The following is a 15,825-nucleotide window of genomic DNA, read 5'->3' as shown; positions in this document are numbered from 1 at the left end:
CCGCGGCACCGGCCGGCGACTACGCGAGGTTCATTCGACCGATAGTGATCATCTCTTCCGTACGACGACGAAGTCGGCGAGCGCCACGAACTGCGCCCGCACCTGGTCGGGCATCCGGACGGCGTCCAGTGCCTCGATGGCGATGGTGTGCTGGCGACGAGCCTCCTGGGCGGTCCACTCGCGGCCGCCCGCCTCCTCGATGAGCGCGGCGCGCGCGGCGAACTCCTCCTCGGAGAAGTTCTCGAAGTCGCTCGCCTTGGCGTCCTCGGCGAGCAGTTCACCGAGGCGCTCGGAGGCGGGCCCGCCCGCGGCGAGCGCGGCCACCACCGGCAGGGACTTCTTGCGCTGGCGCAGATCGCTCCAGGTCTGCTTTCCGGTGGCCTCCGGGTCGCCCCAGATGCCGAGGAGGTCGTCGATGGCCTGGAAGGCCAGGCCGAGGTGGTAGCCGTACCTCTCCAGCGTGTCGGCGGTGAAGTCGTCGGCGCCGCCGAGCACCGCGCCGATGGAGCAGGCACAGGCGAGCAGGGCGCCCGTCTTGTTGCCCTCCATCTCCAGGCACTCCTCGACGGTGACCCGGTCGCGGTGCTCGTAGGAGATGTCCTGGGCCTGACCGTCGATCAGGGCGCGGGTGGCGGTCGTCAGACGACGCGTGGCGCGGCCCGCCTCGGCGGTGCCGAGCTCCAGGAGGATCTCGTTGGCCAGCGCGAACAGGGCGTCGCCGACGAGGATGGCCTGGGCCGGCCCGTGCACCTTCCAGACGGTGTCGCGATGGCGGCGCTGTTCGTCACCGTCCATCAGGTCGTCGTGCAGCAGTGAGAAGTTGTGCACCAGTTCAACGGCGACCGCACCCGGCACGCCCACCTCGGGGGCGGCACCGGCGGCCTGTGCGGACAGGACGGCGAGCGCGGGGCGTACGGCCTTGCCGCCGTCGCCGTCCGCGGGGTTGCCCTCGGCGTCGATCCAGCCGAAGTGGTACGCGGCGACGGTGTCCATGGGCGCCGCCAGGCGGTCGACGGCCGCCTTCAGCACCGGTGTGGCCAGGGTCCGGCCGCGCTCGAGGAGCGCGGTCACGTCCACCGCGTCGGCAGCCGTTTCGGCCGGGGGCACAGTGGGCACAGTCTCTCCTCTTGTTGCGATACCGGGGGTGCGGGGGCCTGCCGTGCTCTGATCGAGCGTCATGCCGCCTCCTCGAAGAGCTCGAAGAGGTGATCGCGGGGCCGGCCCAGGGCGCCCAGCGCGGCGCCCGCCGCACTGACGCCACTGCGGACCGCACTCTCCATGGTCGCGGGCCACCCGGTGGCGGTCCACGATCCGGCCAGGTACAGGCCGGGGGCCTTGGTGCGGGCGCCGGGCCGCAGCCGCCCGACGCCGGGGGTGGGGGCGAACGTCGCCGTGCGCTCCCGGGTCACGAAGAAGTCCTTCACTTCCGCGCCGCGTGCGGCGGGCAGCAGCCGCTCCAGCTCCGGCAGATAGCGCTCGCGCAGTACGGAGACGGGCTCGTCGATCTCGTCCTGCGCGGCCGACTGCGAGAGGGCCAGGTACTGCCCCTCGCGCAGCCCGGACGCCTCGGTCCGGTCGAAGACCCACTGCACCGGGGAGCCCAGCGCCGCGAAGAACGGCCGGCTGAGCACCTTCCGGTCGTAGACGACATGGATGTTGAGGATCGGCGCGGTGCCGATCTCGAGGAGCCGCTCAGGGGCGTCGAGCGCGCCCTGGGGCAGCAGATCGTGGGTCTCGCGCTGGGGTACGGCGAGGACGACCGCGTCGGTCTCGATGCTCTCGCCGGGAACCTGAACGCTCCAACACCCGTTCTCGTTGGGGGAGATGGAGGTGACGCGTGTACGGACCTCGGTACGGACGCCCGCGGAGTCGAGCGCCTTGCGGGCCAGGGTGTCGTGCAGTTCGCCCAGCGGGACGCGTGCCCAGCCGATGTCGGCCGCGCCCGGGTCGGACAGCAGACCGGTCTTGAACACCATCGCGGCGAGCCCGAGCGAAGCATCCGAGGCCACCGCGTTGAGGGTGGCGACCCCCACAAGGTCCCACAGTGCTTCGACGGCACGCTGCGACTGACCGTGCTCGGCGAGCCAGCTGCCGAAGTTCTGCGCATCGAGCGCCGGATCGGCGAGATCCAGGCCCTTGAGCGCCAGCGCGGCACGGCCGACCTTGGCGCGCTCGGAGAGCGACAGATGCTGATACGTCGCGAGGCTGCGCGCCAGATGCAGCGGTACGGGCAGCGCGGTGCGGCCGATTCTGCCGAGCCGTCGCCCGGGTTTGCCCTCGGCGTCGAGAACGGGCACGTCGAGACGATCCTGCAGCGGCGCCAGCGAGGCTCCGTCGACGCGGTCGAGGAACCAGCGGTAGGCGGTGCAGCAGCGCAGATACACGTGCTGTCCGTTGTCCACGGTGAGATCGCCGCGCTGGAAGGAGAACGCGAGACCGCCGAGCCGCGGACGTCCTTCGAGCAGCGTCACGCGCACCCCGGCGTCGGCCAGCGCGAGCGCGGCTGTGATCCCGGCGAGCCCGCCGCCCACGACCACCGCGGACGCCCCGCCGGAGCCGCCCGCGGGCTGCGTGACCTCGCTCATCGTGCACCCTCCCCCAGGAACCCGCCGTGATGATTGAACCGTGCACGGCAGGCCGTTGCAGTCAGGGACGCCACCCGGACCCGGAGGGTTGCCTGCCGCTTTTCGTCAATGGAATCACCTTGGCCCAAATTGTCCATCAGGTGCGCCTCCTGACGGTGCGGCGGGACACATGCCGGGCGTCGAGGCCGGAGAGGCCGCGCACGGCGACATACGCCTTCTCGCGTCCGGGCAGCGAGACCCGGCCGCGCAGCACGGCCTCCGGCTCGCGCTCGATGCGGTCGAGCAGGCGGCGGTAGATGCCGGCCATCGCCGCGACACAGGCGCCGCTGCGCCGGTCCAGCATGGGCAGCAGCCGGTACCCCTCGGCGAAAAGAGCGCGGGCCCGACGCACTTCGAAGTGCACGAGGCCCGCGAAGTCGGAGCCCTCCGGTGGAGTCGGCCCGTTGAACCCGGCCGAGCAGCCGAACTTGGCGAGGTCGTCGGCGGGCAGATAGGTACGCCCCCCTTCGGCGTCCTCCCGTACGTCCCGCAGGATGTTGGTGAGTTGGAGCGCGAGCCCGAGCGTGTCGGCGTACTCCGGCGCGCGCTCGGCGCCGCGCGCCCCCGGTTCCGTACCGAACACGCCGAGCGAGAGCCGCCCGATCGCGCCGGCCACACAGCGGCAGTAGACCTTCAGGTCGTCCCAGGTCTCGTACGTCTCACCGCGTACGTCCATGAGGACGCCGTCGATGAGTTCGTCGAGGCCGTCGAGAGGCACCGGGAAATGCTCGGCGGTGTGGCTGAGGGCGACCGCGACCGGGTCGGTGTCGTCCTCGTCGACGGAGCCGTGGCGCACCCGGGCGAGCAGTACCCGGGTGTCCTCGAGGCGGGCCGCCTTGACGTCCGGCGCGAGCGCGCCGTCTCCGATGTCGTCGACGCGCCGCGAGAACGCGTAGAGCGCCGACATCGCACGCCGCTTGGGCGTCGGCAGAAGTCTGATGCCGTACGCGAAATTACGGGCCTGCTGACCGGTCACTGCCTCGCAGTAGCTGTAAGCGGCGAGTACCGGTGCGGACACGTGTTGTTCCGACTCCACGATCCGGATCACCCCTCTCCTCGCAGAGTCACTCCCACCTCGCGCAGCAGCTGGAGCTTGCCGGGCTTGGGCGGGCCGGGAAGTACGTCGTATTCGGCGGCGGCAATCGCACGGATTGCCGCCCTTCCCCCCGCAATGAACCCCGCGAGCAGCAGCTTCAGCCTGCCGTGGACGCTACCCACGAGGGGGGTGCCTTCATTCAGGAGGTTCAAGGCGCGTTCTGCTTCGTATGCAACCAGTGCTCGCAGCGATGCGCCTGCCGTGGCGGCGGCGAGGTCCGCCTCCTGGACGTGGAAGCGCTTCATGTCCTCGGCAGGCAAGTAGATACGGTCGCGGCCGAGATCCTCGGCGACGTCCTGGAGGTGTTCGACGATCTGCAGCGCCGTGCACACCGCGTCGGAGCGGCGGACGCGCTCGGGCGTGGAGGTACGGGTGACGGAGAGGACCAGGCGGCCGACGGGGTTGGCGGACAGTTCGCAGTAGGCGACGAGGTCGTCGTAGGTCTCGTACCGCTTGACGAGTTGGTCCTGGCGATTGGCCGCGATCAGGCCGAGGAAGGGCTCGGGGGTGAGGCCCGCGCGACGGACGGTCAGCTGAAGCCGGCGCAGCAAGGGGTGGCGCGGCGTCGAGTCGAACACGCGGTGAAGATCGGCTTCGAAGGCGTCCAGCAGGAGGAGGCGATCCTCGGCCTCCTCGGGCGACACGCCGAGAAGGCGGGCGTCCGCGCCGCCCGGGGCGAGGTCGCCGTCACCGATGTCGTCGACGAGACGGGCGAAGCCATAGACGGCCATCAGGTCGTCGCGCCAGGCCTTGGGCAGGAAGAAGGGCGCCACGGGGAAGTTCTCGTCCGCAGCCTTGTCGAGGGTGTCGCGCTCCGGATCGCCGGTGCGCGCCGTCCCGGCTTCGGTCACCGCTCGCCGCCCCGCGCGAGGACGGCACACGCATCGCGGAGCTGGAGAGTTTCCGTAGCCATTGCCGTCACATCTCCCGTTCTACACTGCCGACCCAATAGTGCCCATTTCGGACACGCCGCCCGGAGGTCCGCGCAGCGCGCCGGTGCCGGGTGTCGCGCATTATCGCCCTACTTGCCGCGAATCAGCACCGGTACAGCTTACGTTGTACAACGCAGTACGCTCCGTCGGGGTGTCCTGCACATCACAACAACACACCGATTGGCGTCAAGATTCCTAAGGCCAGCAGGAGTTGGCGTTTCCTTTGCAGACGCAGGGCCCCGCCGAAGAGTTCCGGCGGGGCCCTGGGCGAAATGGGCTACTTGCCCGTGAACTTCTCGTACTCCTTGAGGACCTCTTCGGTCGGGCCGTCCATGCGCAGCTCACCGCGCTCCAGCCAGAGCACGCGGTCGCAGGTGTCGCGGATCGACTTGTTGTTGTGGCTGACCAGAAACACCGTGCCGGCCGACTTGCGCAGCTCGCGGATGCGTTCCTCGGAGCGCTTCTGGAACTTGCGGTCGCCGGTGGCGAGGGCCTCGTCGATCATCAGGACGTCGTGGTCCTTGGCCGCCGCGATGGAGAAGCGGAGGCGGGCCGCCATGCCGGACGAGTAGGTGCGCATCGGGAGGGTGATGAAGTCGCCCTTCTCGTTGATGCCCGAGAAGTCGACGATCTCCTGGTAGCGCTCCTTGATCTGCTCGCGGGACATGCCCATCGCGAGCCCGCCCAATATGACGTTCCGCTCGCCCGTCAGATCGTTCATCAGGGCCGCGTTCACACCGAGCAGCGAGGGCTGGCCGTCCGTGTAGACCTTGCCCTTCTCGGCGGGGAGCAGGCCGGCGATGGCACGCAGGAGCGTGGACTTGCCGGAGCCGTTCGAACCGATCAGGCCGATGGCCTCGCCGCGGTAGGCGGTGAAGGAGACGCCCCGGACGGCGTGCACCTTGCGGACCCCGCGCTCCTCGCCGCGCTTGAGGATGCGGCTGAGGGCGGCAGTGGCGCTGCCCTTGCCGGTCTTGGCGCCGTTGACGCGGTAGACGATGTGCAGCTCGTCCGCGATGACGGTGGGGACGTGGGACATCTGCTCAGCCACGGCCGTACCTCTCTTCAGCCTTCCAGAAGTACACGAACCCGCCGACGGCGGCGACCACGGCCCAGAAGACAGCGATGGCCCAGACATGCGGCGGCAGGTTGGAGGAGCCGTACCCGTCGATGAGCGCGTAGCGCATCAGGTCCATGTAGACAGCGGCCGGGTTCGCCTGCAGCGCGCGGGCGATCCACTCCGGCCGACCGGCCAGCATGGCGCTGATGGAGAACATGACACCGGACGCGTACATCCACGTCCGCAGGATGAACGGCATCAGCTGGGCCAGGTCCGGCGTCTTGGCGCCCATCCGGGCCACGATCAGCGCGAGGCCCGTGTTGAAGAGGAACTGCAGGATGAGCACCGGGACGATCAGCAGCCAGGACAGGCCGGGGTAGCTGCCGAAGGCGATCGCCACGATGAACAGCACGATCATCGAGAAGAGCAGCTGCTGGAGCTGCTGGAGCGCGAAGGAGATGGGCAGCGAGGCGCGCGGGAAGTGCAGCGCGCGGACCAGTCCCAGGTTGCCGGAGATCGCGCGGACGCCGGCCATGATCGAGCTCTGCGTGAACGTGAAGACGAAGACGCCCGTCACCAGGAACGGGATGTACACGTCGTGCGACATACCGCGGTTGGCCTTCAGGATGAGGCCGAAGATCAGGTAGTAGACGCCCGCGTTCAGCAGCGGGGTCGCCACCTGCCACAGCTGGCCCAGCTTGGCCTGGCTGTACTGGGCGGTGAGCTTCGCCTGCGAGAAGGCGAGGATGAAGTGGCGCCGCCCCCAGAGCTGACGCACGTACTCGACGAGTCCGGGCCGGGCACCGCTGACCGCGAGCCCGTACTTGGCGGCCAGGTCGGTCGCGGAGAGCCCGTCATCGGGCGACGGTCGGTCGCTCACCACGACTCCGCCGTCATGCGTTGTCTCACTCACAAGTGGAAACTTTCGTCTTCAAGATGCGCACAGCCTGGTCGGGCGTAGGCATGAGCCAGGGACCGGGGTACGGCCACGAATGCTCTCAGAAATGAGCTTGTCAGATGACAGGAGGTCGGCCCAGTCGAGTCAGCCGCCACACCGTACGCCACTTCATGGGGCGCCGGGGACCGCACGGACTGGTCCAGCCTTCCTTGAAGCCGCCGAACCACGCCTTGAGGGCCGGTCCCGAGGGGCGGCGCAGCAGCGTCAGGAGCATCCAGACGCCGAGATAGACCGGGACGAGCGGCGCCGGCAGGTTTCGACGCGCGAGCCAGACCCGGTTGCGGGCCACCATGCGGTGGTAGACCGCGTGCCGCGAGGGCGCGGTCGTCGGGTGGTACAGCACCATGTCGGACCGGTAGTCGATCATCCAGCCCGCGTCGAGGGCCCGCCATGCCAGGTCGGTTTCCTCGTGCGCGTAGAAGAATTCGTCCGGAAGCCCGCCGACTTCGGCGAAGACCTTCGTACGGACCGCGTTGGCGCCGCCGAGGAAGGTGGTGACGCGTGAGTTGCGCATCGGGTCGGAGGCGCGCAGCCGGGGGACGTGGCGACGCTGGGTCTCGCCGGTCTCGGGGTCGGCGATGCGGAAGCTGATGATGCCGAGCTCGGGGTCGGCGGCGAAGGCCGCGCGGCACAGCTCAGCGGTGTCATGGGCCGCGAGGAGCCCGTCGTCGTCCAGGAAGAGGAGGATGTCGACGTCCGTGCCGCCGGGGCCGAAGGCCTCGATGCCGACGTTGCGGCCGCCGGGTATGCCGAGGTTCTCGGGCAGCTCGACGCTGCGTATGCCTTCGGGGACGTCCGGGACGGGCGAGCCGTTGCCGACCACGACCACCTCGACCCGGTCGCCGTCCTGCTTGGCGACGGAGTCGAGCAGGGCTCGGAGCTCGTCGGGGCGGTTGCCCATGGTGATGATGACCGCGCCGACCTTCATCGCCGTACTCACTTGAGCCTGCTTGAGGCGAGGATGGACACGAGGTGCAGCACGGTCTGCAGGAGCGCGATGCCGGCCAGCACCGCGACGCCGAGCCGGGAGAAGAACAGGTCGCCGCGCACCTGGTCCAGGACCGCCAGGACCAGGATCAGCAGGGATGCCTCGATGCCGAGCACCAGCCGGTGGAACTTCAGCGCCGCGGCGGCCCTGCGGGCCAGCGCCACACCGGACGAGCGCGGCTCGGACGCCGCCTCCTTGACCGGCGGCAGCCCGCCCTGGTGGCGGGCGACGCCGACGAGATCGGTCTCGGCCTTGATCAGGATCGCGCCGAGGGCGGCCAGGGTGCCGAGGAAGGCCCAGAGCCAGTCGATCCGCCCGGAGCCCCACAGATCGGCGGCGCGCAGGCCGAAGCCGACGAGCACCGCGGCATCGGTCAGATAGGCGCCGACCCGGTCCAGGTAGACCCCGCTGAGCGAGAACTGCTGCTTCCAGCGCGCGATCTCGCCGTCGACGCAGTCGAGCAGCAGATAGAGCTGGACCATCACCACACCGAGTACGGCGCCCGCGATCCCCGGCACCAGCAGAGCCGGGGCCGCGAGCACACCGCAGACGGTCATCAGGTACGTGAGCTGGTTGGGCGTGATCCTGGTGTTCACCAGGTAGCGGTCGCAGCGCAGCGAGATCTCTCGCATGTACAGGCGTCCCGCCCAGTGCTCACCGCTGCGCCGGTCCTTCACCCCTGCGGGGTGAACGACGGGGCGGAGTTCAGCTACCGATGGCCTTGGCATAGTCGGAGTAGATGTCCTTGATCTGGTTGGTGTTCAGGTCGAGGTGTTCGAGGATCGTGTAGCGGCCGGGCCGGGTCTGCGGAGCGAACTCCACGACCTGCACGAACTCGTCCACGGTGAAGCCGATCTCCTCCGGCAGCACCGGCAGCCCGTGCCGGTGCAGCACCTCGGCCATGTACGCCGACTCCTCGTGCGCCCCCCGCAGATACATCGCGAAGGCCGCGCCCAGCCCGCACTGCTCGCCGTGGCTCGCCGCGCGCTTGGGGAAGAGGAGGTCGAAGGCGTGGTTGATCTCGTGGCAGGCGCCCGACGAGGGGCGCGAGTCGCCCGACACCGACATCGCGATACCGCTGAGGACCAGCGCCTCGGCGAGCACCTGAAGGAAGTCGTTGTCGCCGATACCGCCCGGGTGCCGCAGCACGGCCTCACCGGCCTGACGCGCCATGGCGGCCGCGAGTCCGTCGATCTTCTCGCCGTTGACGCGGTTGGCCAGCTCCCAGTCCGCGATCGCGGAGATGTTGGAGACGGCGTCACCGATGCCGGAGCGCACGAAACGTACGGGGGCCTCGCGAATCACATCGAGATCGATGACGACCGCGATCGGGTTCGGCACACCGTACGAGCCACGGCCCGCGTCGTTGTCGAGGGTCGCGACGGGCGAGCACAGGCCGTCGTGCGCGAGGTTCGTGGGCACCGCGACCAGCGGGAGGCCGACGCGCGCCGCGGCGAACTTCGCGCAGTCGATGATCTTGCCGCCGCCCAGGCCCACGACCGCGTCGTAGTGGCCTGCCTTGATGGCGCCGGCCAGCCGGATCGCGTCGTCGAGGGTGCCGCCGCCGACCTCGTACCAGGTGGCGCCGGGCAGGGCCGGGGCGATCCGGTCGCGCAGCTTGGCGCCGGAGCCGTTGCTCACCGCGACTGCGAGCTTGCCCGAGTGCGAGATCCGCTGGTCGGAGAGCACGCTCGCCAGGTCGTCCAGGGCACCCGGACGGATGTCGACGACGACCGGCGAGGGAATGAGCCTCGTCAGTACTGGCACGCGATCTCACGTCCCTTGGCAAGGTCGTCGTGGTTGTCGATCTCGACCCACTTGACGTCACCGATCGGCGCGACATCGATCTTGAAGCCGCGGTTGACGAGCTCCTGGTAGCCGTGCTCGTAGAACTGCTGCGGGTCCGTCTCCCACACCGTCTTCAGGGCGTCGGCCAGCTCTGCGGCGGCCGCGCCCTCGATGAGGGTGACACCGATGTACTCGCCGGTGGCCTCGGACGGCTCCATGAGCTTGGTGATCTTCTGGACGCCCTTGTCGGGGTCCACGACGACCTTCATCTCCTCGTCGGCGAGCTTCTTCACCGTGTCGAGGGCGAGGATGATCCTCTTGCCGTCACCCCGGGCGGCGAGCAGCGTCTTCTCGACGGAGACCGGGTGCACGGTGTCGCCGTTGGCGAGGATCACACCGTCCTTGAGGGCGTCACGACCGCACCACAGGGAGTAGGCGTTGTTCCACTCCTCGGCCTTGTCGTTGTCGATGAGGGTGAGCTTGAGGCCGTACTTCTCCTCGAGGGCCGTCTGTCGCTCGTACACGGCTTCCTTGCGGTAGCCGACGATGATGCCGACCTCGGTCAGGCCGATCTCGGCGAAGTTGCCGAGGGTGAGGTCGAGGACCGTGATGCTGTCCTCTATGCCCGCGGGACCAACCGGCACGAGAGCCTTGGGGAGGCTGTCGGTGTAGGGGCGCAGACGCCGTCCGGCGCCGGCCGCCAGCACAAGGCCGATCATGCGGGTTCTCCTTCATCGTGTACGGCGGGTGCCCCGGAGGACACCCAGAAGCGGATGCTCTCGACGAGCACCAACAGGGCCACGGCCACGGCGAGCACCGTGAGCGCGACCGTGAACTGTGGGGCGGTGAGCAGCGCGGCCAGGACGGTGACCAGCAGCGTCCTGCCTTCGTGCCCGCCGATCGCCCGCACCAGCCAGTGCGGGGGGGCTCCGGCGTTGCCGCGGATGCGGTACACCGTGTCGTAGTGATGGTAGGCGACAGCGGCCACCAGACCGAAAGCCGCAGGAAGCGCTCCGTTCACGTCGGCTTTGGCGGCCAGTACCAGAACGGTCCCGTATTCGGCGGCGCGGAAGAACGGCGGGACGAGCCAGTCGAGGGCGCCCTTGAGGGGCCGCGCGAGGGCCACCGGCGACAGGAGTACGTAGATCACGGCACCCAGAACGGGCCACCAGCTGCCGTACGGGGCGAGCGCCGCGCCGAGCACGACGAGGGCTCCGGCGACGAAGGCGACGTACGCCGGGCCGCGGCTCACGAAGCCGCGCGTGACGCGGGTCAGGAGCTCGGCGAGCGGGCCGGAGTCGGTGAGATCGGCGAGGGCGGTGGCGGCGCGGTCGGTACGGCGGGCCTTGCGGGTCAGCGAGCGCAGTACGCGGCCCGCCGTCGTGTACGTCGCCGCGAAGGCGCAGCCGATGAGCAACGCGTAGAAGGTGACGCGGGGAGTGGTCAGTGCCGTGAGCACGGCGATCATCGCCCAGCGCTCGCCGATGGGCAGCACTATCATCCGGCGCACCCAGACCGTCCAGCCGACGCTGTCGAGCTTGTCCGAGAGGGCCGCGGTGGGGCTGGTGTTGGCGGTGGCGTCGTGGTTCGCCTCGTTGAAGGAGAAGTCGACGACATGCCGGCAGGTCTGCAGGATCATCGCGCCGAGGGCGAGCGCCCAGACGTCGTCGCCGCCGCGGGCCGCCCCCAGGGCGAGGCCCGCGTAGTAGGCGTACTCCTTGGCGCGGTCGAAGGTCGCGTCGAGCCAGGCGCCGAGTGTCGAGTACTGCAGGGAGTAGCGGGCGAGCTGGCCGTCCGTGCAGTCGAGGACGAAGGAGAACAGGAGCAGCAGGCCGGCCGCGACGAAGCCGACGCGGGTGCCGGTGGCGGCGCAGCCCGCGGCGATGAGCGCGGTGAGGAGTGAGGCGGTCGTCACCTGGTTCGGGGTGAGACCCCGGCGCGCGCACCAGCGGGCGATGTAGCGCGAGTACGGGCTGATGCAGTAGGTGGTGAAGAAGCCGTCGCGGGCCTTCACGGCGCTGCGCAGGCGTACGGCCTCGTCGTCCACGGCCGAGACGGCCTGGCGGGCCTCGTTGCGCTCCTGCGGGTCGCTGGGGACAGCGGCGACGAGTGTGCCGAGCTCGGGGTGGTGCACGGCGACGCCGTCCGCGTCGAGGGCAGCCGTGAGGCGCCCGGCGAGGTTGTCCGTGGCGACGGCGAGGCCCCCGGAGGCGGAGCTCTCGCGGGCCACGGCCCGGGTCAGCGCCCGGCGGGCCTCGGGCTGCACGGATATGGCGCCGGGCAGGGCGGAGGCCGCGAACCGGGGGTCGGTGAGGCCGAGGCGCAGCGCGTGTGTGTGGCCCACGAAGCGGGCGTCGACGACGGCGACCCGCCGGTCCGCCGGGACGGCGGCCAGCAGGGTCTCGGCCTCGCCCGCGTCGGAGGCGAGCCGCACGTCGAAGCCGAGCGACCGCAGATCGCCCTCAAGCGACGATCCGGGGACCGGCTGGCCGGTGAGGATGGCGGTCGACAGCGAACTCACTCCCTGGGTGCCGGCGCGTCCGCGCCGGTCAAGTGCGTGATGGGATGGCCCCGCGCCTACGGCGGCCGGGTGGCATGTCGGCAGAGGTTATCGGATGAATGGAAGCGGGCGTTCACCACCTGTTCATGGCCCGATCCACCCGGTTTTGCATGGCCTCCGCCGCGATCATCATCAGGGATCCGGGGCCCCCGCCACAAACCGCGCTCCCAGACCGGCGCATTCTCGGCATGGCACACGGCACCCGGCGCACCTGCCCGGAGCGGGGCACGGCGGGCACCGGGAGGGCGGCCCGGAGCAGGGCAGGACGGACACCGCAGAGGACCGGCATAGGGTGGGCGTCCATGACATGGCTGATCACAGGCGGAGCCGGATACATCGGGGCCCACGTGGCGCGGGCGATGGCGGAGGCCGGGGAACGCGTCGTGGCCCTGGACGACCTCTCGTCGGGGGTGCCGAACCGGCTTCCGGAGAGCATTCCGCTGGTACGGGGCTCGTCGCTGGACGGGGATCTGCTCAAGCGGGTCTTCGCGGAGCACGCGGTGACGGGTGTGGTGCATCTCGCGGCGCGCAAGCAGGTCGGCGAGTCCGTGGCCGAGCCGACGCGCTACTACCGGGAGAACGTGGGCGGTCTCGCGACGCTCCTGGAGGCGGCCGCCGGGGCGGGCGTCGAACGGTTCCTCTTCTCCTCGTCGGCCGCTGTCTACGGCAACCCCGATGTGGACCTCATCACGGAGGACACCCCCTGCGCCCCGATGAACCCGTACGGCGAGACAAAGCTCGCCGGCGAGTGGCTGGTGCGGGCGGCCGGCCGGGCGCACGGCATCGCGACCGTGTGCCTGCGCTACTTCAACGTGGCGGGCGCCGCCGCGCCGGAGCTCTCCGACACCGGGGTGTTCAACGTGATCCCGATGGTCTTCGACCGCCTGACACGCGACGAGGCCCCGCGAATCTTCGGGGACGACTATCCGACGCCGGACGGCACCTGCGTGCGTGACTACATCCACGTCGCCGACCTCGCCGAGGTGCACCTCACGGCGGCCCGGCGGCTGGCCGACGGCGCGACAGGCGATCTGACCGTGAACATCGGCCGCGGCGAAGGCGTTTCGGTCCGCGAACTCCTCACGCTCATCGGCGAGGTCAGCGGGGACACCCGGGAGCCGGTCGTCGAGCCGCGCCGCCCCGGTGACGCCCCGCGGGCGGTCGCCTCGGCCGCGCTGGCCGCGAAGGAGCTGGGCTGGAGTGCGCGGCGCGGCGTGCGCGAGATGGTCGAGTCGGCGTGGGAGGGCTGGCTGCTGCGCCATCCCGGGACGCACGCCGAATGATCTTGTCGACGCTCTGACCTGCGCATCGTTTCCGCAGGTCAGAGCATATGACAACGGTGTTCAATGCCGCGTTGCCGGATACCCCACGCCCGTAGTTCACTGTGGTCCCGGGCAGAACACAGGAGGCGGCTTCCATGGGGGCTGGGCACGACCACGGGCATGCGCACGGCGCGCCGGCCACCGGTACGGCGACAGCGGCGTACCGCGGGAGGCTGCGCGTCGCGCTGTCGATCACGCTCACCGTCATGGTGGTCGAGATCGTCGGCGGTCTCGTCGCCGATTCGCTCGCGCTCATCGCGGACGCGGCGCATATGGCGACGGATGCGCTGGGCCTGGGCATGGCGTTGCTCGCGATCCACTTCGCGGCCCGCCCGCCGAGCGAGACCCGCACCTTCGGGTACGCGCGGGCCGAGATCCTCGCCGCGCTGGCCAACTGTCTGCTGCTGCTCGGCGTCGGCGGCTACGTGTTCTACGAGGCGATCCAGCGCTTTGTGACCCCGGTCGACACCCATGGCGGCCAGACCATCGTGTTCGGCCTCATCGGTCTGGTCGCCAACACGATCTCGCTCACACTGCTCATGCGCGGCCAGAAGGACAGCCTGAACGTGCGCGGCGCCTTCCTGGAGGTGGTGGCGGACGCGCTGGGTTCGGTGGCGGTCATCATCGCCGCGACGGTGATCATGACCACGGGCTGGCAGGCCGCCGACCCGATCGCTTCGATCCTGATCAGCCTCATGATCGTCCCGCGCACCTGGAAGTTGCTCCAGGAGACGCTCAACGTGCTCCTGGAGGCCGCCCCCAAGAACGTGGACATGGCCGAGGTGCGGGCGCACATCCTGGCGCTGCCGGGCGTCGAGGACATCCACGACCTGCACGCCTGGACGATCACCTCCGGCATGCCGGTGCTCTCCGTCCACGTGGTCGTCAGCTCCGACGTCCTGAACGCGATCGGTCACGAGAAGATGCTCCACGAGCTCCAGGGCTGCCTCGGCGTCCACTTCGATGTCGAGCACTGCACCTTCCAGTTGGAGCCGAGCGGGCACGCGGAGCACGAGGCGAAGCTCTGCCATTGAGAGGCGAAGCTCTGCCGTCAAAGACGCGAGCTCTGCCATTGAATTCGAAGGCGAGACCGTCGCACCCCTGTTAGCGTGGCCGGCGATTCGAGGAGGTGGGTTGATGACTGTCGCGTTCGGCGCTGCTGTGCGCAGCGACACGATCGTCCCCGTCCTCCGGGCCCGCGGCTGATCCGACGTGTCGGCCGGGCCCTTCACCCAAAGGTTTCCACGTTGACCGACAACGCTGAACACACCGCTGCCTGGCACACCCGCCGGGAAACCTCCGCCGACCACGCGGAGGTGCACACCGTGAACGCCACCGCCTTCCAGAGGGCCGAGGAGGCCGATCTGGTGGACGCGCTGCGCGCCGACCCGGACGCGTGGCTGCCGGGCCTGTCGTACGTCGCCGAGGCGCCGGACGGCACGATCGCGGCGTACGCGCTGATCACCCGCTGCCATGTCGACGGCGCCCGCGCCGCCGCGCTGGCCCCCGTCGCCGTACGGCCGGAGCATCAGCGCCGGGGCGCCGGATCGGCCGTCGTACGCGCGGTGCTGGAGGCGGCACGCGCGCGTGGGGAGCGGCTCGTCCTCGTACTCGGGCATCCCGGGTACTACCCGAGGTTCGGTTTCCTGCCCGCTTCGGAGTACGGCATCCGGCCCGGATTCGACGTGCCGCCCGAACACCTGATGGCCCTTGTCCTGGACGATTCCTCGTCGGTGGCACCGGGCACGATCAGGTATCCGGCCGCTTTCGGGGTCTGACGCACGTCGGCCGCATGTCCCGCCCCGGGCTCTCGGGGCGGGACATGCGGGAGCCGCGAAGTGCCGGGAGTGCCGGATTCGTACGGCAGACTTGGGGCTCGAAGACCGATGCGAAGGATGGGTATGCCGATCACACCTGCCACCGCGACGCACAGTTCGTCGAACGGCACCGTTGAAGCGATCTTGCTGGAGCTGGTCGACGAGGACGGCAACACGATCGGCACGGCGGAGAAGCTCGCCGCCCATCAGGCGCCCGGGCAGTTGCACCGCGCGTTCTCCGTGTTCCTCTTCGACGAGCTCGGCCGGCTGCTGCTGCAGCAGCGCGCGCTCGGCAAGTACCACTCCCCCGGCGTCTGGTCGAACACCTGCTGCGGTCACCCCTACCCGGGCGAGGCGCCCTTCGCGGCGGCGGCCCGGCGGACCTACGAGGAGCTCGGGGTCTCTCCCTCGCTGCTCGCCGAGGCGGGCACGGTCCGCTACAACCACCCGGACCCGGACTCGGGCCTGGTGGAGCAGGAGTACAACCACCTCTTCGTCGGGATGGTGCAGTCGCCGCTGCGCCCCGACTCCGAGGAGGTCGGCTCGACGGCCTTCGTCACCGCCGCCGAGCTGGCGGAGCGGCACGCGAAGGACACCTTCTCGTCGTGGTTCATGACGGTGCTGGACGCGGCCCGTCCGGCGATCAGGGAGCTGACGGGCCCGTCCGCGGGCTGGTGACG

The 15,825-nt window shown here is 70.1% G+C and carries 16 protein-coding genes; 4 read left to right on the top strand and 12 right to left on the bottom strand.

Going from position 1 to position 15,825, the window contains the following annotated elements; translation table 11 throughout:
• Window positions 1-48 precede the first annotated feature (48 nt).
• The 12 genes from ACZ4RZ_RS16820 to ACZ4RZ_RS16765 form a co-directional block, all read right to left on the bottom strand.
• A complete protein-coding gene (locus tag ACZ4RZ_RS16820) occupies window positions 49-1,179 on the bottom strand; it encodes a polyprenyl synthetase family protein (protein WP_467745277.1) in 1,131 nt (376 codons plus the stop codon).
• Window positions 1,176-2,585, bottom strand: coding sequence for a hydroxysqualene dehydroxylase HpnE (gene hpnE, locus ACZ4RZ_RS16815; RefSeq protein ID WP_467745275.1), 1,410 nt, complete (start codon window positions 2,583-2,585; stop codon window positions 1,176-1,178). Before hpnE ends, ACZ4RZ_RS16820 begins: the two co-directional genes overlap by 4 nt.
• Complete coding sequence (locus ACZ4RZ_RS16810) at window positions 2,582-2,722, bottom strand: DUF6380 family protein (protein WP_467745274.1); 141 nt, start codon at window positions 2,720-2,722, stop codon at window positions 2,582-2,584. The genes hpnE and ACZ4RZ_RS16810 overlap by 4 nt, the downstream gene beginning before the upstream one ends.
• Complete coding sequence (gene hpnD, locus ACZ4RZ_RS16805) at window positions 2,722-3,672, bottom strand: presqualene diphosphate synthase HpnD (protein WP_467745272.1); 951 nt, start codon at window positions 3,670-3,672, stop codon at window positions 2,722-2,724. The genes ACZ4RZ_RS16810 and hpnD overlap by 1 nt, the downstream gene beginning before the upstream one ends.
• Entirely contained in the window at window positions 3,669-4,571 is a 903-nt protein-coding gene (gene hpnC / locus ACZ4RZ_RS16800) for a squalene synthase HpnC (protein ID WP_467745270.1), read from the bottom strand. The genes hpnD and hpnC overlap by 4 nt, the downstream gene beginning before the upstream one ends.
• 358 nt (window positions 4,572-4,929) lie before the next feature.
• Window positions 4,930-5,691, bottom strand: a complete 762-nt coding sequence (locus ACZ4RZ_RS16795) for an ABC transporter ATP-binding protein (RefSeq protein ID WP_467745776.1) — start codon at window positions 5,689-5,691, stop codon at window positions 4,930-4,932.
• Window positions 5,692-5,695: 4 nt separating this feature from the next.
• Window positions 5,696-6,625, bottom strand: a complete 930-nt coding sequence (locus ACZ4RZ_RS16790; RefSeq protein ID WP_467745269.1) for an ABC transporter permease — start codon at window positions 6,623-6,625, stop codon at window positions 5,696-5,698.
• 100 nt (window positions 6,626-6,725) lie between these two features.
• The gene (locus ACZ4RZ_RS16785; protein ID WP_467745774.1) at window positions 6,726-7,598 is read right to left on the bottom strand and encodes a glycosyltransferase family 2 protein; all 873 of its coding nucleotides are present in this window, start codon (window positions 7,596-7,598) and stop codon (window positions 6,726-6,728) included.
• An 8-nt stretch (window positions 7,599-7,606) separates the two neighbouring features.
• On the bottom strand, window positions 7,607-8,386 hold the full coding sequence (locus ACZ4RZ_RS16780; RefSeq protein WP_467745267.1) for a CDP-alcohol phosphatidyltransferase family protein: 780 nt from the start codon (window positions 8,384-8,386) through the stop codon (window positions 7,607-7,609).
• Window positions 8,364-9,425: an iron-containing alcohol dehydrogenase family protein gene (locus tag ACZ4RZ_RS16775; protein ID WP_467745265.1), complete on the bottom strand. Its 1,062-nt coding sequence runs from the start codon at window positions 9,423-9,425 to the stop codon at window positions 8,364-8,366. The genes ACZ4RZ_RS16780 and ACZ4RZ_RS16775 overlap by 23 nt, the downstream gene beginning before the upstream one ends.
• Window positions 9,413-10,165 (bottom strand): phosphocholine cytidylyltransferase family protein, encoded by a 753-nt coding sequence (locus tag ACZ4RZ_RS16770; protein WP_467745263.1) that lies wholly within the window; start codon window positions 10,163-10,165, stop codon window positions 9,413-9,415. The genes ACZ4RZ_RS16775 and ACZ4RZ_RS16770 overlap by 13 nt, the downstream gene beginning before the upstream one ends.
• On the bottom strand, window positions 10,162-11,958 hold the full coding sequence (locus ACZ4RZ_RS16765) for a DUF5941 domain-containing protein (protein ID WP_467745772.1): 1,797 nt from the start codon (window positions 11,956-11,958) through the stop codon (window positions 10,162-10,164). The genes ACZ4RZ_RS16770 and ACZ4RZ_RS16765 overlap by 4 nt, the downstream gene beginning before the upstream one ends.
• Window positions 11,959-12,308: 350 nt before the next feature.
• Between ACZ4RZ_RS16765 and galE the strand changes: the two genes are divergently transcribed.
• The 4 genes from galE (at window position 12,309) to idi (ending at window position 15,823) form a co-directional block, all read left to right on the top strand.
• Window positions 12,309-13,289: a UDP-glucose 4-epimerase GalE gene (galE, locus tag ACZ4RZ_RS16760; protein ID WP_467745261.1), complete on the top strand. Its 981-nt coding sequence runs from the start codon at window positions 12,309-12,311 to the stop codon at window positions 13,287-13,289.
• 134 nt (window positions 13,290-13,423) lie between these two features.
• A complete protein-coding gene (locus ACZ4RZ_RS16755) occupies window positions 13,424-14,362 on the top strand; it encodes a cation diffusion facilitator family transporter (RefSeq protein WP_467745259.1) in 939 nt (312 codons plus the stop codon).
• A 213-nt stretch (window positions 14,363-14,575) separates the two neighbouring features.
• Window positions 14,576-15,106, top strand: a complete 531-nt coding sequence (locus ACZ4RZ_RS16750; protein ID WP_467745258.1) for a GNAT family N-acetyltransferase — start codon at window positions 14,576-14,578, stop codon at window positions 15,104-15,106.
• A gap of 123 nt (window positions 15,107-15,229) precedes the next feature.
• Window positions 15,230-15,823: an isopentenyl-diphosphate Delta-isomerase gene (gene idi / locus ACZ4RZ_RS16745; RefSeq protein ID WP_467745256.1), complete on the top strand. Its 594-nt coding sequence runs from the start codon at window positions 15,230-15,232 to the stop codon at window positions 15,821-15,823.
• Window positions 15,824-15,825: the final 2 nt, after the last annotated feature.

Source organism: Streptomyces sp. NPDC027189 (assembly GCF_055566975.1).
Note: the sequence above shows the minus strand (reverse complement) of the source record. Positions and strands in the feature narration are given on the sequence as shown.